Raw genomic sequence first — 23,357 nt, forward strand, 5'->3', positions numbered from 1 at the left:
CACATCTCCTAATTTATGAGTTGACTTCATCTTTTAACACAACAAAGAAGGTGAGCAAAGCCCTGCTCACCGCTACTTTTGTTGTTCTTCCTTATAATCGCAATTCACGCACTGCACTTGAACGCCTTTTTTGAGCTTTTTCTCCACAAGCATGTCCTCACATTTCGGACATTTCCGTTCAAGCGGTTTATCCCATGATACGAATTCGCATTCAGGATAGCGGTCACAGCCGTAAAAAATGCGGCGTTTTTTCGATTTGCGCTCGACGATGTTGCCGGTTTTGCATGAAGGGCATTTGACGCCGATCTCTTTTACAATCGGCTTGGTGTTGCGGCAGTCGGGAAAATTGGAGCAGGCCATAAATTTGCCGTAGCGGCCCATTTTATAGACCATCGGATGGCCGCACTCTTCACAGTCCACACCCGCATACTCCGGTTCGATTTCCACTTCCTGCATCTCGGCTTCCGCTTTTTCAACGCGTTTTTCAAAGTCCTTGTAAAAGGAATCGATGATCTGCACCCATTGAATGTTTCCGTCTTCAACGCCATCGAGCTCTTTCTCCATTTTGGCGGTGAACTCAACGTTAATGATCTCAGGGAAAAACTCCATGATCAAGTCAAGCACGATCTGACCGAGCTCAGTCGGGATAAAGCGTTTGTTATCAAGGGCGACATACCCGCGCTTTTGAATTGTGTCAAGCGTCGGCGCGTATGTGGACGGTCGGCCGATTCCCAGCTCTTCAAGCGTTTTGACCAGCCTTGCTTCCGTATAGCGCGGAGGCGGCTGTGTGAAGTGCTGTTCCGGTTCGATATCTTTTGAAAGAACGGTGTCGCCTTCAGCGAGATCCGGAAGCATCTTATTCATCTCTTCCATCTGATCGTCTTTTCCTTCAACGTACACCTTCATGAAACCTGAAAACTTGACTTTACTGCCGTTCGCCCGAAATGTCAACCCGTTGTTTTCAAGATCGACGCTCATCGTATCGAGTGTCGCCGGAGCCATCTGGCTTGCAACAAAGCGCTCCCAGATCAGCTTGTATAGCCGAAGCTGGTCTCTTCCCAATACCGCCTTCAGATTGGAAGGCTTTCTGAGCACTGAGGTCGGCCTGATCGCTTCGTGGGCATCCTGGGCGTTTTCATTCTTTTTGGCAGGCTTTCGCTTGCTCCCCAAAAAGTCTTTTCCGTACTGTTCGCCGATGAATGATGCCGCTTCTTCTTGAGCTGTATTCGAGATGCGGGTTGAATCCGTTCTCATATACGTGATTAACCCGACAGTTCCTTCTTTGCCGAGATCGATTCCTTCATAAAGCTGCTGGGCGATCATCATCGTTTTCTTTGCCCGGAAATTTAATTTACGCGCCGCTTCCTGCTGAAGCGTCGATGTCGTAAACGGGAGCGCAGGGTTCCGCTTCCGTTCTTTTTTCGTAACCTTTTTAACCTCAAATTTGTTCCCTTTGATCTGGGAGAGGATTTGCTTTACATCTTCTTCGCTTTTCAGCTGGTGCTTTTCGCCGTTTATTCCGAAGAAGCTCGCTTCAAATGTTTCTTTGCCTTTGAGAAAAGACCCTTCAATGGTCCAATATTCTTCAGGTTTAAAATCGTTGATTTCTTTTTCCCTGTCAATGATAAGGCGGAGCGCAACAGATTGGACACGTCCCGCACTCAATCCTTTTTTTACCTTTTTCCATAAAATCGGGCTGATTTTGTACCCTACAAGGCGGTCCAGAATTCTTCTCGCCTGCTGGGCGTCGACAAGATCCATATTGATCATGCGCGGATGCTTAAATGAATCTTTGATTGCATCTTTTGTAATTTCATTAAATACGACGCGGCAGTCGGAATTCAGGTCCAAATCAAGGCTGTGCGCCAAATGCCACGCGATCGCTTCCCCTTCCCTGTCGGGGTCGGCTGCGAGATAGACTTTTTTCGCCTTTTTGGCGGCCGTTTTTAATTCTTTCAACACGGGGCCTTTCCCGCGGATCGTAATGTATTTTGGTTCAAAGTTCTGCTCGATGTCAACGCCCATCTGGCTTTTCGGCAAGTCTCTGACGTGTCCCATCGAAGCTTTCACTTTATATTTTTTTCCTAAGTATCGCTCAATCGTTTTTGCCTTTGCAGGCGATTCCACGATGACTAAGTATTCGGACATAACATTATCCCCCTCAAGAGGTGTTCTCTCTCTTTTCAATTTAGCCTTTTTATTGTATTCAGCATAATCGTCGTTTATATAAACATTATTTTTACGAAAAGTGTCTGATTTAATCCTTTATATGTTGAACGCCGATTAAAGCGTTTAAACTTGAAATCCTCACTATTATTAAATATTACAATACGGTTTGTCAAACGATAATTCTAAACAGGTTCTATATATTGAGTGCGTGAAGGCGGCAGTTCGCTCAAAATATCTTCAATATTCAATACGAGTTTCGCCCCTTCCTGGATCAGCCTTGAAGGACCGAAAGAGTTGGCGTCAAAGATCGGGCCCGGCACGGCGAACACCTCCCGCCCCTGCTCTAGGGCTTGATATGCGGTGATGAGCGACCCGCTCTTTTCCTTTCCCTGGACGACAACGATTCCTTCCGTTAATCCGCTGATCAGCCGATTTCGCATCGGAAAGTGCCATTTTTGAGGTTTAACGTCGGGAGGGTGCTCTGATACCAGCAGGTGGTTTTCGGCCATTTGACCGGCGAGCTGGCGGTGTTCACGGGGATATATGCTGTTGAATCCGCCCGCGATGACGCCGATTGTCCTTCCTTTTGAACAGATGCTCTCCTGATGGGCGAGACCGTCAATTCCTTTTGCAAGGCCGCTGACGATCGTCCAGCTTTTTTTGCAAAGCTCCCTGACAAGGTGAACCGCTGCTCTTTTTCCGTATAATGACGGGCTGCGGGTTCCGACGATTCCGATCAGTCTTTGTTCATGGAGAAATTTAACGTTTCCTTTTAAAAAAAGGACGGGAGGCGGGTCATGAATGGTTTTCAGGCTGGCTGGATAATCGGGGGAACATATGGCGGTCATGCGGACACCGGCCGCTTCGTAAGAACGGATGAGCCGTTTAACATTAGACAGTTCTTGTTCCGCCAGTTTTCGTATGGAGCACAAGTCTGATCTTTTTAATGAAAGCTTCGTTAAAAGATGGTTTTTTTCGCCCGTAAGAGACAAGGAAGGATCCTGCTTCCACCACTTGGTCAGCAGAGAAGGGGAGAGTGTGCCGCGAAGGCGGAGCAATATCAAAAGCTCGCTGCTGTCGTTCATTCAAAAACCTCCAAACATTTTTAAAACAAAACAATCTGAAAGTACTAAACGATTTAACCAGTTATGAAAAAGCAGGAATAGACCAATCGGACTATTCCCGCTCATGTTAAGATCAGTGTGTTTTACACGTTTCGTAAAGGCCTTTTTCCTTCAGCACTTTAATCAAAGTTTCTCCCATGACAGAAGGCGTTTCAGCCACTTCGATTCCGCAGGCGTTCATCGTTTTGACCTTTTCGTCCGCCGTTCCTTTTCCTCCGGAAATGATGGCGCCGGCATGCCCCATGCGCTTTCCAGGAGGCGCCGTTTTTCCTCCGATGAAACCGACGACAGGTTTGGTCATGTTGGCTTTCACCCATTCGGCCGCTTCCTCTTCAGCTGTTCCGCCGATTTCGCCGATCATGATCACCGCATGTGTATCAGGGTCTTCATTAAACGCCTTCAGCACATCGATGAAGTTTGTCCCGTTGACAGGGTCTCCGCCGATGCCCACTGCAGTCGACTGGCCGACTCCTGCTTCTGAAAGCTGATGAACCGCTTCATATGTAAGGGTTCCTGAACGCGACACGACGCCGACATGGCCTTTTTTATGGATATATCCGGGCATGATCCCGATTTTGCACTCCTCAGGCGTAATGACTCCCGGACAGTTCGGACCGATGAGCCTTGTTTTCTTGTCTTCCATATACCTTTTCACTTTTACCATATCCAGCACCGGAATGTGCTCAGTAATACAGATGACAAGATCAAGCTCAGCATCTGTCGCTTCCATAATCGCATCGGCCGCAAAAGCCGCAGGAACGTAAATGACAGACGCATTTGCCCCGGTCTGCTTGACTGCCTCTTCGACCGTGTTGAACACAGGCACCCCTTCGACCTCTGTTCCGCCTTTGCCCGGTGTGACTCCGCCGACAATTTTCGTTCCGTATTCAAGCATCTGCTTTGTGTGAAACAAAGCGGTTGAACCCGTTATCCCCTGAACAATGACTTTTGTGTCTTTATTAATAAATACACTCATTTTGGTCCCCTGCCTTTCTTACTTCACTAAGGATACGATTTTCTGCGCGCCGTCAGCCATTGATTCCGCAGACGTAATATTGAGTCCTGAATCATCGAGGATCTTCTTGCCGAGATCGACATTGGTGCCTTCAAGGCGAACGACAAGCGGCAATGTCAGGCCGACTTGTTTCGTCGCTTCAACAACGCCTTCTGCAATGACGTCGCATTTCATGATGCCGCCGAAAATATTGACAAAGATCCCTTTGACGTTTTGATCAGACAAAATGATTTTGAACGCTTCCGTTACCTTTTCAGCTGTCGCGCCGCCTCCAACATCAAGGAAGTTGGCCGGTTCCCCTCCGTAGTGCTTGATAATGTCCATGGTCGACATCGCAAGCCCCGCTCCGTTGACCATGCAGCCGATGTTTCCATCGAGCGAAATATAGCTTAAATCATACTTGGATGCTTCGATTTCCTTCGGATCTTCTTCATCGAGATCTCTGTACTCCAAGATGTCTTTTTGTCTGTATAGCGCATTGCTGTCAAAGTTCAGCTTGGCGTCAAGGGCCATGACTTTTCCGTCTCCCGTGACGACGAGCGGATTGATTTCAGCAATGGAACAGTCTTTTTCAGTAAACGCCTTGTACAGTCCCATCATAAACTTAACGGCCTGGCCGACAAGCTCTTTCGGGATATTGATGGCGAAGGCGATTTTTCTCGCCTGGTAACCCTGCAGTCCGACAGCCGGATCGATCACTTCTTTGACGATTTTTTCCGGCGTTTTTTCAGCGACTTCTTCAATTTCCGTGCCGCCTTCTTCGGAAGCCATCAGCACGATGCGTGAAGTCGCCCTGTCGAGAACCAGACCGACATAGTATTCTTTTTTGATATCGCAGCCTTCTTCAATAAGTAAGCGTTTTATTTGCTGGCCGTCGGGACCCGTCTGGTGAGTGACAAGCGTCTTCCCCAACAATTCTTCCGCATAGGCTTTGACTTCTTCTTTTGATTTTGCAATTTTAACCCCGCCAGCTTTACCGCGTCCGCCGGCGTGAATTTGAGCTTTCACGACATAAACCGAGCTGGACAGCGCTTCCGCTGCTTTGACCGCTTCATCTGCTGTAAATGCCACTTTACCTTCCGGAACAGCCACTCCGTATTGTCTGAGTACTTCTTTCCCTTGGTACTCATGGATATTCATTTCCCATCCTCCTAACTTATGTAGCAAAAATAAAAATAGACTGCGCTTTCATTTTATAAAATCATAGATCGATTGTCTAGGTTTCGATGAGAAATCGTAAAATCCTTCTAAACATTCACACTTTTATTTTATTAAAAATATAAAATTAATAGAGGAAACGGCTTTTTTTCAAAAGTCATTCCCTCTTTTTCATTTTTTCATCAAGCGTATAGACGAATGAAAAGATCTCGGCGACGATTTCGTAGAGCGCTTCAGGAATGTGATCGTCAAGCTCCAAGTGGCGCATTAATTCGACAAGCGTCGCATCTTCCTGAATCGGTACACCGGCTTTTTGCGCCTCTTCAATGATCTTCTCCGCCGTGTATCCCGATCCTTTGGCAACCACCTTCGGCGCCTTATCCTTCATTTCATCGTAGTGAAGCGCAACAGCTCTTCTTAATGGAACAGATTCTTCCTTCATATTTTCACATCCACTGCGCTCTCTGTAATTTGTTCAAAACGGGCGTCCAGGAAAGGAGCAAGCTTCATGTTTTCCCGTTTTTTTGCTGTGACACCTGACAAGCTGTAGCCCAGTTCTTTCAGGTTTTCCTTTAAAGCGGGGACCAGCGGTGCAAGCAAAGGCTCCAAGTCGAACCCTGTTTCAATTGTAACCGTCATGACGTTTTGCTGGATTAAGCAATCGATCACCGTCTCTTCCAAGGCCTCCAACTGAAGGTAAAACATGAGGCGGCACTGGGAAGGGTCGATCTTTCCGTCGTCCTTTTTCTGCCCTTTTAAGAAAACGGTCAAATCCTGGACGCCGTTCTTTGAAAACAAAGGGTACGACAGAAAAAGCTGGCTTTGGGCAGGCTGATCATTCTGCAAAAACAGCTGTCCGTTTAAACGGTGAAAGATCTGGTCCGCTTCCTGTTTTACAGGAGCCGGAAGATCGGAAGCATGCCTCATTTCATTCAGCACGAGCTTTAAAGATTGAAGGCCCTGCTCTTTGAGGACAGCGCCGTTTTCCATCGCTCTCAACAATGAGAGTTCATCTCTGACGCCTAACAGGTCTTTGATCTTGAGGAGAACGGAAAATACATCGGCTTTATTCGTCAATGCAGGCGCTGTTTCTTTCATGATATGCTGCAATAATTCCGTCTCTTTTGGCGTGAATCCGCCCGGAACGGCCGGAGCTTGTCCAAGAGATCCGCGCGATTCAAGCGCTCTGATGACGCCTGCCGCTTCTCTTACAATATCCGTCCCGTTCGTTTCGGCTTGTGCCGCCAATTTAGCGAGCAGGTCTTTAGCTGCCGCGATTTCTGCGATTTGCGGCTTCTGCTGAACAGCTTTTGCTTCTTGTCCTTGGGTGCTGCCGGCGTCAGCTTTTTGCAAAGGATTTCCGACTTCTGACTGAACCTGCGGCTTTAATGGCTGAACGCCCTGCGGTTCTCCTTTTTCGAGCGACCTGACGTGTTCTGCAAGCTTTTGAATCAGCCTTTCGGCATGCACCTCGGTCTCCGCTTGTAAAACAGGCAAAAGCGCCTGCTTCAGCTTTTCCATGCCTGCGGATGGCTGAGCGGCGTTCGTGATCATCTCAAATGTTTTGACAATCTGCTCGTTCAGCGGTACGGGGTTTTTGACGGCCAAAATCGAATCGAGCACGCCGGGATGGACGGGAAGTTCGCGTTTAAGTGCGAACATGACGGCATCGGCGCCTTTTTGGGCATCAGATTTCGGCAGATTTTCAAGCCACTTGATGGCGGCTCTTAAATCGTTTTCCCTGATCGGCTGCTGCTCCTTCAGCAACGCTCCGACCAGAAAGACAGCTTCCTTCGTCCGCTTCAGAGAAAGCCCGTTCAACAGCTTAAAAGCGGCGTCCTGCACTGTCTTCGGGTTTTTGTCAAACGCTTCAACGACCTGAAGGCGGCCTGTCGCTTCATCAGGCTTCTTTTCATACGAAAACCAGTAATGAGCGCCCGCTTTCAGGGGTGCCTCAAGCTTCCCCTGCCATTTTGTATTGCCGATTTGTATTTCGGCGAACTGCTCGCTGATAAAGCGGAGCACTTTGCCGAGCATCAGCCTTTTCTGATCCGTCTCCGTTCCGCTAATCCGCTGGAGAGAATCCGCTTGTTCAAATTGTTTTCTTAAGCTGTTATGTACATCGTTCAGCATCATCAAAGTCATTCTTCCTCCGGAACGTTATTCATGTGCTTTAACAGGGGCGAACGATCTTCGGTGTATCGGCGACGGGCCGTATTTGGCAAGGGCATGCAGATGCTCCTTTGTTCCGTAGCCTTTATGCTTTTCAAACCCGTAAAGAGGATACTTTTCGGCGTATTCATCCATCAGCCTGTCCCTCGTCACTTTTGCGATGCATGCGCCTGCCGCTATCGATGCGCTTTTGGCATCCCCTTTAATGATCGAGGACTGCTCTGTATCGACTGCAAGCGACATGGCGTCGATCAAAAGATAATCCGGAGCGACGTCCAGCGCTTGGACCGCTTTCAGCATCGCCGCTTTCGAGGCTTCATAAATATTCAGCTCATCGATCTCATCAGCGTCAGCGATTCCGACGCCGACTGCTGCGGCTTCTTCCATAATGTATGAATAATAGTCTTCTCTTTTTTGCTTTGACAGTTTTTTCGAATCTGTCAGCCCTAATATTTCACAGTCTTCTTTGAGGATGACAGCGGCGGCAACAACCGGCCCTGCGAGAGGCCCTCTGCCCGCCTCGTCGATTCCGGCGATATATTGATAGCCCCGCGCTCTCAGCGACCGTTCGAAAGACGTCATCACCTGCCACTCTTCCCGCATGGCCGAGAGCCTTTCATTTTTCTTCAACCAGGCGTGGACAAGCGCTTGGACGCTTTTCCGCCCATCATTTTTGCACTGCTCTATAAAAGGGTCTTTTTCATCACTCACCGATTGAAGATGTTCTTTAATTTCTTTGACGGTTAATGTTTTCACTTTCTCTTCTCCCCTAATGTTCTTATCGGCGCATCTCCTGCAAAAATAAAGGCCCGCTCTTTTAAAAGCGCGCCTTTTTACATATCCTCCGGCTTTTCAAAAGAAAGCGGACCGAACTTTTCGGTGCGGATATCGCGGATGATGACTTCTGTCGTCTTGTCGTAATCGATCTCGCCTCCGGTCATGAGACAGCCGCGTTTTTTTCCGATCTCATCAAACAGCGCTGCAATCTCTTCTGGAATCTCCTCCAGGTCATAGCGCTTTTTTAAGCGCTCAGGGTAATTCTCTTCCAAAAAGCGCAAACCGTATATGGCGACATCCTGCAGGTTGATAATCGAATCTTTAATTGCGCCTGTTGCCGCAAGTCTCAGCCCGACAAGCTCGTCCTCAAACTTCGGCCATAAAATCCCCGGGGTATCGAGAAGCTCGAGCTCTTTTCCGACCTTCACCCACTGCTGCGCCGTTGTGATCCCTGGTCTGTCGCCCGTTTTGGCGATGTTTTTTTTCGCCAGCCGGTTAATTAAAGTCGATTTGCCGACGTTCGGAATGCCGACGATCAACGCTCTGATCGCGCGCGCCTTTACACCTTTTGCTTTCATTTTATCAAACTTTTCTTTCAGCAGCTCTTTTGAAGCGGGAAGAATTTGATTGAGCCCCTGTCCGTTGACCGAGTTGATGGCGAGGGAAGGAATTCCGTCTTTTTCAAAGTGCTGCTTCCAAGCTTTTGTCACGGAGGCGTCCGCTTTATCCGCTTTGTTGAGCAGCATGATTCTCGGTTTGTTTTTTAAAATCTCTTCAATCATCGGGTTTCTTGAAGACATTGGAATTCTGGCGTCGACCAGTTCGTATACAATGTCGATCAGCTTGAGTTTCTCCGTTACTTCCCGCCTCGCTTTGGCCATATGCCCTGGGAACCATTGGATCACCATTTGTCTGACACCTACTTTCTGTTATTGCTATTCTTTTAATGGTGCGGTGCATTTATACTTGTTTGACAAAAAAAGAGCTTGTTATGGTTAACAAGCTCTTTTCGTTCGTTATCTTTATCGTCTGATTTCTTTAATACGAGCCGCTTTTCCACGAAGTTCGCGCAGGTAATAAAGTTTCGCACGGCGTACTTTACCATGACGGACAACTTCGATTTTCGCGATTTTCGGTGTGTGCAATGGGAATGTACGCTCAACTCCGACACCGTAAGAAATCTTACGAACTGTGAAAGTTTCGCTGATTCCGCCACCACGACGCTTAATCACGACACCTTCAAAAACCTGGATACGCTCACGGTTACCCTCGACAACTTTCACGTGTACACGTAAAGTATCACCAGGACGGAACGCAGGCAAATCAGTGCGCAATTGTTCTTTTGTGATTTCTTCAATCAATTTTTGCATCGTCTTCAACTCCTTCCAACAGATGCTCTTGCGCGAGTTAACCGGCACAGCGGAACATCGTTTTCAAACTTAAACGAGCGTTCCCGTTCAAGTCACAAGTAGTATCATACCACACCTTTTTCCCGGGTGCAATAGAATCTACCGGTTTTTCCATTCAGAAATCCATTTTCGCTCTTCTTCAGATAAAGGATAGTTTTCCAGAAGGTCAGGACGTCTTAAAAAAGTGCGCCTGAGAGACTCCTTCCGCCGCCATTCTTTGATTTTCGCATGGTTCCCGCTTGTCAGAACGTCCGGCACCTTCAGACCTTTATAATCTGCCGGCCGCGTGTAATGGGGGTGTTCAAGAAGCCCCGTGCTGAAAGAATCTTCAAGATGCGATTCTTCCTTGCCGAGCACGCCCGGCAAAAGCCGCACAACGCTGTCTGCGATCATCATCGCCGGCAGCTCTCCCCCTGTTAAAACGAAATCTCCGATCGAAATCTCGTCTGTAGACAGGTGCTCTCTGATCCGCTCATCATACCCTTCATAATGCCCGCAAATGAACATTAAATGCTCTTCCTGCGCCAGTTCTTCGGCCTTCTGTTGGGTATAGCGTTCCCCTTGGGGGCAGACGAGGATGATTTTCGGAGACCCTTCGGCTTCAGCCGTCAGCTTTTCGACCGCATCAAAGACAGGCTGCGGTTTCAGCACCATTCCTGCTCCCCCGCCGTATGGATAATCGTCAACGGTTTGATGCTTGTTGTCGGAAAAGGCCCGAAAGTTCACCACACGAAATCGGACAGCGTCCTTATCCTGGGCTTTTTGCAGGATCGACGAGCCGAGCACGCCTTCAAACATTTCCGGAAAAAGCGTTAAAAAATCGATTTTCATTCGTCAAGTAACCCTTCCATGATATGAATCTTGATCGTTTGATCCGCCACGTTAATCTCTTTGACAACGGCGTCGATATAAGGGATGAGCGCGTCTTTCTTTCCCGGTCTGGCCACGACCCAGACATCGTTGGCGCCCGGCGTTAAAATTTCTTTGACCTTGCCGATTAAATCCCCGTCTTCCGAGAAAACATCGCAGCCGATGATTTCGTGAAAGTAGTACTCGTCTTCCGCCAACTGGCTTAATTGGTCTTCGGGAACTTTAATCAAGGCATTCTTTAATTTTTCGGCTTCGGTGAGCGTTTCAACCTCTTTAAACTGCAAAAGGTGGAACTGTTTATGAAGCCTGTGGGCGCTGACGGTCACCTGGACAGGCTCGTCTGTTCCTTCACGGAACAAGTAGAGCGCGTTTCCGGGCTTGTACCGTTCCTCAGGAAAATCGGTTCTTGAAATGACGCGGACTTCGCCTTTTACCCCATGAGTATTAACAATTTTCCCTACATTAAACCATTGTTTCAGCATTTCTTCACCTCGGACGAATTTCAATGACGATCCCGTCTTTAATCACGATTGTTTTTCCCGTCGTCATATCATGCCAATTATCCCCGACTTCAATGTCCATTAAAGCGTCGATTTCTTTTTCCTTTACTTCGCTGCCAAGCGGCAGTGTGTGGATTTGATTGATTTGAAAAACGATCATTTTAATCTTGTCCTGTCGTTTTTCAATTTCCTTTTTAAATGATTCAGTCGCTGCCGGATTGTGGTGTTCCTTTTCGTGTTTCCTGAGCTGAAAATAGAGCTGGTTGCATTCGCGCTCAAGGATTTCCTTTCGTTCTTCAAAAGAAGCCAGCAGCTTTTTTTTGCTGTTTTCAGTCAAAACCTGCATAACGGTAACACGTTGGATAATTTGCATGGCATCATCACCTACTGTCCCGTGATTTTTCCTTTCCCTGAAATCCGGCAGCCTGGCATAAGCTGACAATCGGAATCGTTCATCTGTTTCAATTTTTCTTACATGTTAAAAAAGGGGGAGGTTTTCACCCTCTCCCCTTAGTCTGCGATCTCAAGTTGAACTTTCTTAGAAGACTGTGCGCCTGCCGCAAATACGACAGAGCGTATCGCCCTTGCAGTGCGCCCTTTTTTGCCGATGATCTTGCCGGTATCCTCTCTGTTGACAGACAAGCGGAACATCGTCCGCTCTGGATTTTCCTCTCTGAAAACCTGAACGTCATCCGGATGATCCACAAGCGGTTTGACCAGTGATACAATCAGCTCTTCCAAGTGCAGATCACTCATTATTTGCTTTGTTTAGCGTTGTGGAATTTTTCCATAATGCCTTCTTTAGAGAACAGGTTGCGAACCGTGTCAGACGGTTTAGCTCCTGTTTGAAGCCATTTAAGCGCAAGCTCTTCGTCGATTTTGACTTCCGCTGGTTTTGCAACCGGGTTGTAAGTTCCGACTGTTTCGATGAAACGGCCGTCACGCGGTGAACGAGAATCTGCTACAACAATACGATAGAAAGGAGATTTTTTTGCTCCCATACGTTTTAAACGAATTTTTACTGCCATTTTACTAGCACCTCCGAAAATATTTCAACAAGATAGTATATTAACAATGATAAAAGTGTTTGTAAAGTGTTTTTTCTTAACAACGTTTTTATCATCTGAAAACAGGTTTACATGAAGGGGAGTTTAAACCCTTTTTTCTTGCCTTTTGTCATGTTTGTCATCTGTTTCATCATTTTTTTCATTTCTTCAAATTGCTTTAAAAGACGGTTGACTTCCTGTACGGATGTCCCGCTTCCTTTCGCAATCCGTTTGCGCCTGCTTGCATTGATGATCTCAGGCTGCTCTTTTTCCTTCCCGGTCATCGACTTGATGATGGCTTCGATATGGCTGAGCTGTTTTTCATCAACCTTAACGTTTTTTAAGCCTTTCATTTTGCCTGCGCCGGGCATCATTTGAATCAGATCTTCAAGCGGCCCCATATTGCGGACCTGTCCGAGCTGTTCCAAAAAGTCGTCGAGCGTAAAGCTCATATTTTTCATTTTTTGCTCGAGTTCTTTCGCCTTTTCTTCGTCTACGTTGGCCTGGGCTTTCTCGATAAGGGTGAGCACATCGCCCATTCCGAGAATCCGCGAAGCCATCCGTTCGGGATGAAACGGCTCCAGCGCATCAAGCTTTTCGCCCATTCCGGCAAATTTGATCGGCGTGTTTGTCACGGCGCGGATCGACAAGGCCGCCCCGCCTCTTGTATCACCGTCAAGCTTCGTCAGAATGACACCCGTCACACCGAGCTGTTCGTTGAAGCTTTTGGCAACATTGACCGCGTCTTGACCCGTCATGGAATCAACGACAAGGAAAATCTCTTCCGGCTGAGCTGTTTCTTTTACCTGCTCAAGCTCATCCATCAGGTCTTCATCAATGTGAAGACGCCCCGCCGTATCGATGAGAACGTAGTCATGATGATCTTCTTTCGCCTTTTCGATGGCCTGCTTGGCAATCTCCACCGGACTGACCTTGTCACCCAGCGAAAATACCGGCATATCGAGCTGCTTGCCGAGCGTTTCCAGCTGTTTGATCGCCGCCGGGCGGTAGATGTCTGCTGCCACGAGCAGCGGATTGCGGTTATGTTTTTTACGAAGCAGGTTGGCAAGCTTTCCGGTCGACGTCGTTTTACCGGCCCCTTGCAGACCGACCATCATGATGACGGTCGGCGGACGCTTTGCAGTGGCAATCTTGCTTTCCTCGCCGCCCATCAGCTCCGTCAGTTCTTCTTTGACAACTTTAATGACCTGCTGTCCGGGCGTCAGGCTTTTCATGACGTCTTGTCCGACAGCTCGTTCGCTTACCTTTTTCACAAAATCTTTCACGACTTTAAAATTGACGTCCGCTTCAAGGAGCGCTAAACGGACTTCGCGCATCATGTCTTTGACGTCTTGCTCCGTTACTTTTCCTTTTCCGCGGATTTTCGAGATCGTTTGCTGCAGTCGGTCGGCTAATCCTTCGAATGCCATATTAAGTGCCGCCTCCTAATCTAATTTCTCAAGCGCGTCGATCAGGGATTCCGCTTCGGGCTGACCGGCAGTCAGCTTTCTCAGCTCTTCAAAAATCTTCTTGCGCTCTTGAAATTTTTTAAACAAAAGTAGCTTTTCTTCATATTGCTCAAGCATGGCTTCGGTCCGTTTGATATTGTCATAAACCGCCTGCCTTGAGACATGATATTCTTCAGCTATTTCGCCAAGGGAGAAATCGTCTAAGTAGTAAAGCGACATGTAGCTTTTTTGTTTTGATGTCAACAACGACTGATAGAAATCGAATAAGTAATTCATTCTCGTTGTTTTTTCAAGCGTCATGAGACTCTCCCCTTTGTTAAGTCAAATCCCTTTACGATACATTAGTTTACGCTGAAATATTTGATCTGTCAAGTTTTTATCTTGTCATACATAACGGCGAAAAAGAAAACCCCGGCGAAGGGGTTTTCCGCGCCTACTCTTCTTTCTCGATCAGATCGGAAAACAGGCCGTATACATATGACTCTGCTTCAAACGGCTGCAGGTCATCCATTTTTTCTCCCAGCCCGACAAACTTGACCGGAATCTGGAGCTCGTGGCGGATGGCGAGGACGATGCCGCCTTTTGCCGTTCCGTCGAGCTTCGTCAGCACGATACCGGAGACGTCAGTCGCTTTGGAAAATTCGCGCGCCTGAGTCATCGCGTTCTGTCCTGTCGTCGCATCCAGTACGAGCAGCACTTCATGAGGTGCATCAGGCACTTCGCGCTGAATCACGCGCTTTACCTTTTCGAGTTCTTTCATTAAGTTCACTTTGTTTTGGAGACGGCCTGCCGTGTCGCAAAGCAGGACTTCGGCGCCGCGCGCTTTCGCGGCTTGAACGGCGTCATAGATAACGGCCGCAGGATCCGAGCCTTCCGCCTGTTTAACGACATGCGCGCCGACGCGCTCTCCCCACACTTCAAGCTGATCGATCGCGCCGGCTCTGAATGTATCTCCGGCAGCAAGGACGACATTTTTGCCTTCTTTGATGAATTGATGGGCAAGCTTGCCGATCGTCGTCGTTTTGCCGACGCCATTGACGCCGACGAATAAAATGATGTTCAAGCGGCCGTCTTCGACGCGGAGCTCTGCTGCTTCCTGCTCCCCGCCTTCATAGATTTCGACGAGCTTTTCAGAAATGACGGACTGAACCTCTTTCGGGTCCTGAATATTTCTTCGTTTGACCTCGCTTTTCAGTTCGTCAATCAGCTCCATCACCGTTGCAACGCCGACATCAGCACTGATCAGAACCTCTTCAAGCTCTTCAAAAAAATCCTCGTCCACTTTCCGGTAGCGGGAGACAAGCTCATTGACCCGCTCCTGAAACGTATTTCTCGTTTTCGCCAGGCCTTCTTTAAATTTGCCTGAAACCGAATCGGTCTGCTGTGTGATTTTTTCTTTCAGTTTTTTAAAAAAGCTCATGTCCTGTAACCTCGCTTTATTGAACTAGTTCTTTTGTTTCTTCAAGCTTGACTGAGACCAGCTTGGAAACGCCTGATTCCTGCATCGTCACGCCGTAAAGAACATCGGCTTCTTCCATCGTTCCTTTCCGGTGGGTGATGACGATAAACTGGGTTTCATGGCTGTATTTTTTCAAGTATTGGGCAAAGCGGAACACGTTCGCTTCGTCAAGCGCCGCCTCGACTTCATCCAGCACACAGAACGGAACCGGTCTGACTTTGAGGATCGAAAACAGGAGCGCGATCGCCGTCAAGGCCCGTTCCCCGCCGGAAAGCAGGCTCAGGTTCTGCAGCTTTTTGCCCGGAGGCTGAGCGATAATATCGACGCCCGATTGGAGCAGGTCATTCGGATCTGTCAATTTGAGTTTGGCTCTTCCGCCACCGAACAGCGCCCGGAAGACGTCTTCGAAATGAGAACTGATCTGCGCAAATGTTTCCGCAAAACGCTTCGTCATTTCCTCATCCATTTCCTCGATAACCTTAAAGAGCGTATTTTTCGCTTCGAGCAGATCGTCTTTCTGCTCCGAGAGGAAGAGGTAGCGTTCATTGACCCTTTCGAATTCCTCAATGCTGCCGAGGTTCACCGTTCCCAGCTCTTCGATTGCAAGCTTGATCAGCTTGACGCGCTTCCTCGCTTCTTCAGGGGAAAGCTCCAAAGGATATTTTTCCCTCGCCCCTTCAAATGAAAGTCCATACTCTTCCCGCAGGAATGAGAGCAGGTTGTCGAGTTCGACTTCCATACGGCCGAGCTTGACTTCTTCGTCTTTTAAGAGGCCTGCCATCTGCTTATACTGGCGCTTCATTTCTTTCAGTTCCAGCTCTTCGGTTTCAAGGCCTTTTTGCAGTTTCATCCGCTGCTCTCTTCTTGATGCGATCAGCTCTGCGGTTTTATTTTTGTCGTTCAGCTTCTTTTTCGCAGCTTCTTCAAGTTTTTCCTCGCCGGAAGTATTGGAGGACATTTCTGTCGTCAAGAAAGAGAGATCCTCTTCGGCAATCTTGAGCGCTTCTGCATTCTCGGCATACTCTTCTTCAAGCCTTGCAAGCTTTTCCCGTTCATTCGCACACGACTGTTCGGTTTTCGCCAACACCACTTTCAAATCGGTCAGCTCGCTTTGCAGCGCTTCTTTCGTCGAGGTCTGCGTCTGTTTCCGCTCCGTCATGGCTTCGATTTCGGAATCGAGGCGCTTCAGCTCGCCGGCGATCGATGTGAGCTTTTCTTCAAGCTCTTTTTTACGCCGTTTCTTGTCTTCGTCCCCTTCGAACAGAGCCGATTTTTCCTGGTCGTAGAGCTCCAAATGGCTGTTGACGTTTTTCTCGGCGATTTCGAGTTCGTACAGACGCCCTTTGATTTCCTGCTGCTCGGTTCTTAAGCCTTCCCCGTCCTCGCGGAGTGACTGAAGTTTGGCATCAAGCTCTTGCATCGTCTGCTTCAGGGCTTTCACTTCTTTTTCGAGCAATTCGGTTTTCTCTTCCATCTCGGCGAGACGTTTTGTCTGGGCTTCCAGCTCCCTGTTACGTCCCAGAAGCGAGCTGCTTTTTTTCTTAACGGCTCCTCCCGTCATTGAACCGCCCGGATTGACGACATCCCCTTCAAGGGTGACGATCCGGTATCTGTGGCCGAGCCGTTTGGCAAGATCGTTGGCGCCTTTTAAATGCTCGGTGATCAGCACGGTGCCAAGCAGATTTTGCACGACGGTCCGGTAGGCCGGATCAAACGAAACAAGCTCGCTGGCGATGCCGATGAACGACGGATTTTCTTTCGCCGCTTCGATGTCTCGCGACTGGATGCGGCGCTCTTTGATGACGGACAGCGGGAGAAAGGTCGCCCTTCCGAACGAATGCTTTTTCAAATATTGAATCGCCCGTCTGGCAGCGTCTTCATCGTCTGTGACAACATGTTGGGCCGTTGCGCCGAGCGCGATTTCGATCGCTGTCTCATACCGCTCGTCCGTCTTTAACAGCTCTGCAATCGCGCCGCGAATTCCCGGAAGCTCGCCCTTGGCCTTTAATACTTCTTTGACGCCTTGATAAAACCCTGAGAAGTCCTCCTGCATCGCTTCAAGCATTTCCTTTTTGGAGCGCGCCTGCTGAACGTATTGATAAGCCTGGTAAAGGGCGGATTCCTTTTTCTCGTACTGGCTTTTTTTCTGTTCATAGCTTTTTTGCGCGTCCCTGAATGCTTGAATCTGGCTGTGAAGGCGCTCGTCGACGAGGCTGAATTCGTGTTCGGTTTTCATCTTTCGGTCGGCGATTTCCTTCCGCTCGCTTAAATATTTTTCATTGTTTTGCGCGAGCCGTTTTTGCTGCGCCGCGGATTGGGACATTTGGTCTTCAAGAAATTGAAGCTCGTTCCGGACGGATGCCTGTTCGTTCAAGAGCTCGAAATAATCGCTTTTCAGCTGTTCGATTTCTTCTTCTACATTTTCGCTGTATCCGGAGAGAGCCTGATTCTTTTCTTTCACCTTTCGGGCAAGCTCTTTTGCTTCGGCCTCGAGCTTTTCAAACACAAGCTTCTGCGCGGCGATTTTCTCTTTCAGGCTGCTCTCTTTTTCACTGCGCTGGACGAGCGCTTCTTCAAGCTGAGCTCTGTTTTGCGTCGCGTTTTTTTTGCGTTCCTTCAGCACTTCTTTCCGGCCTTCAAGCTTCTCCAGTTCCTCGCTAGTCAAAAGCAGCACTTGCTGAAGTTCATCGACCGATTCGTCGAGCGCTTGAATTTTGTCTCTTGCCTCTTCGATTTTGGCTTCCTTTGCCTGGATGGCCGCAGACGAGGACATTTCTTCGTCTTTCACCTTTTCGACTTTTTGCTGAAGGGCTTCCCATTTTCCGTGAAGCTCTTCGATATCATACGCCGTTAACGAGATTTCGATTTTTTCAAGCTCATCCTTTTTTTCAAGGTAGTCTTTGGCGATCGATGCCTGCACTTTCAGCGGCTCCACCTGCCCCTCGAGCTCATGGAGGATGTCTTCAACCCGGTTCAAGTTGTCCTGTGTCTCAAACAGCTTGTTTTCGGCTTTTTTCTTTCTCGTTTTATATTTTAATACGCCGGCCGCTTCTTCGAAGATGCTTCTCCGCTCTTCAGCCTTGCTGCTTAAAATCTCTTCGACTTTGCCTTGGCTGATGATGGAAAACGCTTCTTTTCCAAGCCCCGAATCCATAAAAAGATCGATGATATCTTTCAGGCGGCACGGCTGGTTGTTGATGAGAAATTCGCTTTCCCCCGATCTGTAGACTCTTCTCGTCACACTGACTTCGTGAAAATCGATCGGCAAAAAGCGGTCGTCATTGTCAAGCGTCAGCGTCACTTCGGCAAGATTCAGCTTTTTCCGCGAATCGCTGCCGGCAAAAATGATGTCTTCCATTTTGCCGCCTCTGAGCGATTTGGCGGACTGTTCACCGAGCACCCAGCGGATCGCGTCGGTAATGTTGCTTTTTCCGCTGCCGTTCGGGCCGACGACAGCTGTCACGCCTTTTACAAAATCTACAGAAATTCGTTCTGCAAACGATTTAAATCCTATCACGTCTAAACGTTTGAGGAACATGGTGATCCTCCTTATGTATTAAAGTATTACAATTCTATCATAACCCCATCGAAAAGGCTTAAAATACATTGAAATCCCCCTGAGTTTTGCAAGGGGGATTTATTGTTTCATATGGTGTTTTTGCAGCTTCGCAAGCGCTTCTTGAGCGGCATGCTGTTCTGCTTCTTTTTTGGAACGGCCGCTTCCCACCCCAAGTACTTCTCCTTTTAGCGATACGTTTGCTTCAAATTCGCGGTTGTGCGCCGGTCCTTTTTCCTGAAGGATTTTATATTCCAGAATACCTCGTCCGTCGCGCTGTACAAATTCCTGCAGCTGGCTTTTAAAATCCATCACATGAGAAAAAGCACCATCGTCGATTTTAGGGAAAACGTACGCTTTCAGAAAGGCCACGACAGCTTCGAGCCCCTGATCCAGATAGAGCGCACCGATAAAAGCTTCAAACACATCGGCTAAAAGCGCCGGACGCTTTCTTCCTCCAGTCATTTCCTCTCCTTTTCCCAATAGAACAAGCTCTCCGAAAGAAAGCTCGTGGGCCAGGGAAACCAAAGAAGGCTCACATACGATCGCCGCTCTCAATTTCGTCAAATCACCCTCGCTCATCGCCGGGTATTTGGCGTATAAAAATTGAGAAATCGTCAGTTCCAAAACGGCGTCTCCTAAAAATTCAAGCCTCTCATTATCTTCATATGGCTTCTTTCGATGCTCATTCACATAAGATGAATGTGTAAATGCTTGATATAAAAGCTTCTCGTTTTGAAATTGAACCGAAATCCGTTCCTGAAACTTTTTAAACTGCTCCGCTTTCTTTTGAAACATTTTTTTGTCTCTGAAATGTGAATGTTTTGACATAGCAACCTCCATATGGGCACATCAAGTTCACCTCACCTCCTATGAAAAGGCAGGGTCGTGTATCATCGGCAAAACATTAAAATTAAAGCCGCATTTATAAAGGGATAAAGCCCCGTCTTTAAACGGGACTTTAAATGAGCTTACTGCTTACTATTTATGTAGTTCACAGCGTCACCGACTGTTGCAATCTTTTCAGCATCTTCGTCAGAAATCTCCATATCAAACTCGTCTTCAAGTTCCATGACAAGCTCAACTACATCAAGGGAATCAGCGCCTAAATCCTCTTTAAAAGAAGCTTCAAGAGTGACGTCGGCTTCATCCACGCCGAGGCGGTCTACGATGATTTTTGTTACACGCTCTAATGCGTCTGCCATAGCTATTCACCTCCCCTCAAGTATTATAGTTGATTCGTTTTTAAAAAACCAGAGATAATTCAATTTTTGATTTCGTTTAAACCATAGCCATTCCGCCGTTGATGTTCAGCGTCTGGCCGGTCATGTAGCTCGCATGGTCAGATGCGAGGAAAACAACGGCGCTGCTGATGTCAGACGGATCGCCGAACCGTGCAAGCGGAATCTGCTTCAGCATTTCGTCTTGAATGTCTGTTGTCAGCTTGTCCGTCATTTCCGTCGAAATAAACCCCGGTGCGATTGCATTAACGGTGATGTTTCTAGACGCAAGCTCTTTCGCCAGCGTTTTCGTCAAGCCGATCACGCCTGATTTAGCCGCGACATAGTTGGCCTGCCCGGCGTTACCGACGACGCCTACAACCGAGGTGATGTTGATGATCCGGCCGCTTCTTTGTTTCATCATCTGTCTTGTCACAGCTTTTGAACAATTGAACACACCTTTTAAGTTTATGTTAATGACGTCGTCCCATTCATCTTCTTTCATTCTTATGAACAGATTGTCTTTTGTAATGCCCGCATTGTTGACAAGGATGTCAAGCGAGCCGAAGCGTCCGACCGCTTCCTTTATCATGGCCTGAACCTCATCCGCATTTGAAACGTCCGCTTTAAAGGCAAACGCATCACGGCCGAGCGCTTTGATTTCGTCTACAACTTCGTTCGCTTTCGCTTCATTTCCCGCGTAGTTGACGACGACATTCGCTCCGTTTTTCGCCAGGTCCAGGGCGATCGCGCAGCCGATCCCTCTTGAGGCTCCTGTCACAACGGCTGTTTTATTTTCCAGCATTTTCGTTTTCCTCCTTCAACGTTTGAACGGCAAGTTCAATTGTGTTCGGGTCTGACACGGCAATCGTTTTGACTCTGCGGTTCACTTTCTTTACAAGCCCTGACAAAACCTTTCCGGGACCGATTTCGATGAACGTCGTCACGCCTTCGTCAATCAGGCGGCTGATTGTTTCTTCAAATCGCACAGGGGAATACAGCTGTTCAATCAGTTTATTCTTAATGTCGTCTTTATCCGTTACAAAGTCGGCTGTTACGTTGGAGACGACCGGAATGGCTGCATCTTTGATCTTGCACGCATCAAGAACTTCACGAAGCTTATCAGCTGCCGGCTTCATCAGGTCGGAATGGAACGGCCCGCTGACTTCGAGAGGGATCGCGCGTTTTGCGCCCTTTTCTTTGGCAAGCTCTGAAGCAAGCTCAACGCCTTTAGCTGTTCCCGAGATGACGATCTGCCCGGGGCAGTTCAAATTGGCGAGCTGAACAAGATTTCCTTCTTCAGAAACTTTGTCCGTCACTTCTTTCAGCGCCTGGCTGTCCATCCCGAGAATGGCGGCCATCGCGCCTTCACCTGCCGGCACGGCTTCATTCATAAATTCGCCGCGCTTTCTGACAGCATAAACCGCGTCTTTAAACGACAAGGCGCCGGCAGCTACCAATGCGCTGTACTCGCCGAGGCTGTGCCCTGCCGCATAGTCGGCTTTAATGCCGCATTCCTTCAGTTTTTGAAGCGCTGCGGTGCTCGCCGTTAAAAGGCTTGGCTGCGCGTTGTATGTAAGCGTCAGTTCCTTTGCATCCCCTTCAAACATGAGGGTGCTCAGTTTTGTTTCAAGCGTTTGATCCGCTTCTTCAAATATCTTCTTTGCATTCGGTTCTTTTTTATACAATTCGTGTCCCATGCCGATATGCTGCGAACCTTGGCCCGGGAATAGAAAAGCAATCTTGCCCATATGTTAAAACCTCCAGACTATTCATCTGCTTTTTGTTGAATTTTTTCTTCGATAAATGCCGCGACATTTTGGCTGACCATCTCTCTGGCCTGGCGGATCGCGTGATAAACGGCGCGTCCGTCAGATGATCCGTGCGCTTTGATGACGGGCGCCTTTAAGCCGAACAATCCGGCTCCGCCGTATTCAGAGTAATCCATTTTCGTTTTCATTTCTTTCAGCTTCGGCTTCAGCGCAGAGGCGGCGAGCTTCGCCGTGAAGCTCGAAGTCAGCGTCGTTCTCAGCATTTTAAAAATGGACAGCGCCGCACCCTCGACCGTTTTCAAGGCAATGTTACCGGTAAAGCCGTCTGTCACGATGACATCAGCGACTCCGTCCAGCATGTCGCGCGCTTCCACGTTGCCGATGAAGTTCAAATCGGTTTCCTTTAATTTTTGAAAGGTCTGCTTGGCAAGCTCATTTCCTTTTTTGTCTTCGGTTCCGACGTTTAAAAGTCCGATGCGCGGATTTTTGACGCCCAGCACCTGTTCTCCGTAAACAGATCCCATAATGGCGTATTGAACGAGATGTTCGGGCTTGGCGTCCACATTCGCTCCGACATCAAGAAGGAGAAAGCCGTCTCCGGAGACAGTCGGCAATGTCGGCGCCAACGCAGGCCTTTCAATCCCTTCAATCCGGCCGACGATAAAGAGCCCGGCCGTCATAAGCGCTCCGGTGTTTCCGGCGGAAATGCAGGCATCCGCCCTGCCTTCGGCGACTTCCCCGGCCATCAGAACCATCGATGAATTCTTCTTTCTTCTGACGGCTCTGACTGGTTCGTCTGTCGCCTCGATGACTTCTTCCGCATGTTTAACAGTGATCCGCCCGTGTTCCGTTAAATGGGCGGCTATTTTTTCCCGGTCGCCGATCAGCGTGATCTCGAGGTCTTCGAAATCTTCGACCGCTTTCATCACGCCTTCAATAACCGCTTTGGGAGCATTGTCCCCTCCCATGGCATCTACAGCAATTTTCATGACTTACGCGCCACCTTCTATGATTGTTTTGAACGATACATGACAAATTCGCCTGAAAACACAGGCTCTTCGGCAACATAGCTGTTCACTTCAACAACCGTTCTGCCTTTATCTTTATCAAGCTTTACGACTTTCGCTTTTGCAACGACCCGTTCGCCTTGCTTGACCTGCCTGGTAAAGCGGATGTCCGCTTTGGCCGTCAATGCGAGCTCATCGTCGATAAGGGCGACTGCGAGCGAGTTGGCCTGGGCAAACAAATGGTGCCCCCTGGCGATTTGATTTCGGCTGAACACATGCTCCGTTCTGATCTCCAGAATGGAAATCGCGTGCTCATCCAGCTCCAAATCAATGATCTCGCCAATGACCTCGTCGAGCGGGAGAGACTTGACTTCATCTTCAAGAGATTTCTCGGCAACACTTTTGATTCTTTCTCTCAGTTCAGGTATGGAAAGTTCCAAACGGTCCAAGCGAATCGTCTGAATGCTGACGTTAAATTTCTCCGCTAACTCCTCGTCCGTAATAAACGGGGTCGTACGAATCGTCTGCTGCAGCAATTCTTGGCGTTCTCTCTTACTTTTTCTCATGTTTTTAAACACCATCCGCGCAATTATGACTAGGTACTAATAGTAGTATATAATTTCATAGATTGGAA

24 protein-coding genes are annotated in these 23,357 nt (G+C 48.3%); all 24 read right to left on the bottom strand.

The window, feature by feature from the left end; all coding sequences use genetic code 11:
- Window positions 1-72: 72 nt before the first annotated feature.
- A complete protein-coding gene (topA, locus tag QMZ64_RS10625; protein ID WP_265627073.1) occupies window positions 73-2,148 on the bottom strand; it encodes a type I DNA topoisomerase in 2,076 nt (691 codons plus the stop codon).
- 203 nt (window positions 2,149-2,351) lie between these two features.
- Window positions 2,352-3,254, bottom strand: coding sequence for a DNA-processing protein DprA (dprA, locus tag QMZ64_RS10630; protein WP_265627074.1), 903 nt, complete (start codon window positions 3,252-3,254; stop codon window positions 2,352-2,354).
- A gap of 112 nt (window positions 3,255-3,366) precedes the next feature.
- Window positions 3,367-4,269: a succinate--CoA ligase subunit alpha gene (sucD, locus tag QMZ64_RS10635; protein WP_020451379.1), complete on the bottom strand. Its 903-nt coding sequence runs from the start codon at window positions 4,267-4,269 to the stop codon at window positions 3,367-3,369.
- Window positions 4,270-4,287: 18 nt separating this feature from the next.
- Window positions 4,288-5,448 carry an ADP-forming succinate--CoA ligase subunit beta gene (sucC, locus tag QMZ64_RS10640; RefSeq protein WP_020451378.1) on the bottom strand — a complete coding sequence of 387 codons (1,161 nt, stop codon included), beginning with the start codon at window positions 5,446-5,448 and terminating at the stop codon, window positions 4,288-4,290.
- A 175-nt stretch (window positions 5,449-5,623) separates the two neighbouring features.
- A complete protein-coding gene (locus QMZ64_RS10645; protein ID WP_025811381.1) occupies window positions 5,624-5,908 on the bottom strand; it encodes a FlhB-like flagellar biosynthesis protein in 285 nt (94 codons plus the stop codon).
- Window positions 5,905-7,602, bottom strand: coding sequence for a hypothetical protein (locus QMZ64_RS10650; protein WP_322784726.1), 1,698 nt, complete (start codon window positions 7,600-7,602; stop codon window positions 5,905-5,907). Before QMZ64_RS10650 ends, QMZ64_RS10645 begins: the two co-directional genes overlap by 4 nt.
- A gap of 24 nt (window positions 7,603-7,626) precedes the next feature.
- A complete protein-coding gene (locus QMZ64_RS10655; RefSeq protein WP_265627076.1) occupies window positions 7,627-8,394 on the bottom strand; it encodes a ribonuclease HII in 768 nt (255 codons plus the stop codon).
- A 77-nt stretch (window positions 8,395-8,471) separates the two neighbouring features.
- The gene (gene ylqF / locus QMZ64_RS10660; protein WP_265627077.1) at window positions 8,472-9,323 is read right to left on the bottom strand and encodes a ribosome biogenesis GTPase YlqF; all 852 of its coding nucleotides are present in this window, start codon (window positions 9,321-9,323) and stop codon (window positions 8,472-8,474) included.
- Between the two features lie 114 nt (window positions 9,324-9,437).
- Complete coding sequence (gene rplS, locus QMZ64_RS10665; RefSeq protein ID WP_003181728.1) at window positions 9,438-9,785, bottom strand: 50S ribosomal protein L19; 348 nt, start codon at window positions 9,783-9,785, stop codon at window positions 9,438-9,440.
- Window positions 9,786-9,923: 138 nt separating this feature from the next.
- Window positions 9,924-10,655: a tRNA (guanosine(37)-N1)-methyltransferase TrmD gene (gene trmD, locus QMZ64_RS10670; protein ID WP_243940272.1), complete on the bottom strand. Its 732-nt coding sequence runs from the start codon at window positions 10,653-10,655 to the stop codon at window positions 9,924-9,926.
- Entirely contained in the window at window positions 10,652-11,176 is a 525-nt protein-coding gene (rimM, locus tag QMZ64_RS10675) for a ribosome maturation factor RimM (protein WP_065644119.1), read from the bottom strand. Before rimM ends, trmD begins: the two co-directional genes overlap by 4 nt.
- A gap of 4 nt (window positions 11,177-11,180) precedes the next feature.
- Complete coding sequence (locus QMZ64_RS10680; protein ID WP_020451370.1) at window positions 11,181-11,567, bottom strand: YlqD family protein; 387 nt, start codon at window positions 11,565-11,567, stop codon at window positions 11,181-11,183.
- Window positions 11,568-11,704: 137 nt separating this feature from the next.
- Window positions 11,705-11,950 (bottom strand): KH domain-containing protein, encoded by a 246-nt coding sequence (locus QMZ64_RS10685; RefSeq protein ID WP_023857213.1) that lies wholly within the window; start codon window positions 11,948-11,950, stop codon window positions 11,705-11,707.
- Window positions 11,950-12,222 (bottom strand): 30S ribosomal protein S16, encoded by a 273-nt coding sequence (rpsP, locus tag QMZ64_RS10690; RefSeq protein ID WP_006638197.1) that lies wholly within the window; start codon window positions 12,220-12,222, stop codon window positions 11,950-11,952. Before rpsP ends, QMZ64_RS10685 begins: the two co-directional genes overlap by 1 nt.
- 107 nt (window positions 12,223-12,329) lie before the next feature.
- A complete protein-coding gene (ffh, locus tag QMZ64_RS10695) occupies window positions 12,330-13,670 on the bottom strand; it encodes a signal recognition particle protein (protein ID WP_243940270.1) in 1,341 nt (446 codons plus the stop codon).
- A gap of 15 nt (window positions 13,671-13,685) precedes the next feature.
- A complete protein-coding gene (locus tag QMZ64_RS10700) occupies window positions 13,686-14,009 on the bottom strand; it encodes a putative DNA-binding protein (protein ID WP_065644118.1) in 324 nt (107 codons plus the stop codon).
- A 133-nt stretch (window positions 14,010-14,142) separates the two neighbouring features.
- A complete protein-coding gene (gene ftsY / locus QMZ64_RS10705) occupies window positions 14,143-15,129 on the bottom strand; it encodes a signal recognition particle-docking protein FtsY (protein ID WP_265627078.1) in 987 nt (328 codons plus the stop codon).
- A gap of 16 nt (window positions 15,130-15,145) precedes the next feature.
- The gene (smc, locus tag QMZ64_RS10710; protein WP_265627079.1) at window positions 15,146-18,706 is read right to left on the bottom strand and encodes a chromosome segregation protein SMC; all 3,561 of its coding nucleotides are present in this window, start codon (window positions 18,704-18,706) and stop codon (window positions 15,146-15,148) included.
- Between the two features lie 99 nt (window positions 18,707-18,805).
- Complete coding sequence (gene rnc, locus QMZ64_RS10715) at window positions 18,806-19,555, bottom strand: ribonuclease III (protein WP_075752863.1); 750 nt, start codon at window positions 19,553-19,555, stop codon at window positions 18,806-18,808.
- 140 nt (window positions 19,556-19,695) lie between these two features.
- Window positions 19,696-19,929: an acyl carrier protein gene (gene acpP, locus QMZ64_RS10720; protein WP_003181706.1), complete on the bottom strand. Its 234-nt coding sequence runs from the start codon at window positions 19,927-19,929 to the stop codon at window positions 19,696-19,698.
- Between the two features lie 76 nt (window positions 19,930-20,005).
- Complete coding sequence (gene fabG, locus QMZ64_RS10725; RefSeq protein ID WP_265627080.1) at window positions 20,006-20,749, bottom strand: 3-oxoacyl-[acyl-carrier-protein] reductase; 744 nt, start codon at window positions 20,747-20,749, stop codon at window positions 20,006-20,008.
- Window positions 20,736-21,695 (bottom strand): ACP S-malonyltransferase, encoded by a 960-nt coding sequence (gene fabD / locus QMZ64_RS10730; protein WP_243940264.1) that lies wholly within the window; start codon window positions 21,693-21,695, stop codon window positions 20,736-20,738. Before fabD ends, fabG begins: the two co-directional genes overlap by 14 nt.
- Window positions 21,696-21,712: 17 nt before the next feature.
- Window positions 21,713-22,705, bottom strand: a complete 993-nt coding sequence (plsX, locus tag QMZ64_RS10735) for a phosphate acyltransferase PlsX (RefSeq protein WP_265627081.1) — start codon at window positions 22,703-22,705, stop codon at window positions 21,713-21,715.
- Window positions 22,706-22,722: 17 nt separating this feature from the next.
- Complete coding sequence (gene fapR / locus QMZ64_RS10740; RefSeq protein WP_020451360.1) at window positions 22,723-23,289, bottom strand: transcription factor FapR; 567 nt, start codon at window positions 23,287-23,289, stop codon at window positions 22,723-22,725.
- Window positions 23,290-23,357: the final 68 nt, after the last annotated feature.

The organism is Bacillus sp. LB7, assembly GCF_030449715.1.
Lineage (GTDB): Bacteria > Bacillota > Bacilli > Bacillales > Bacillaceae > Bacillus > Bacillus paralicheniformis.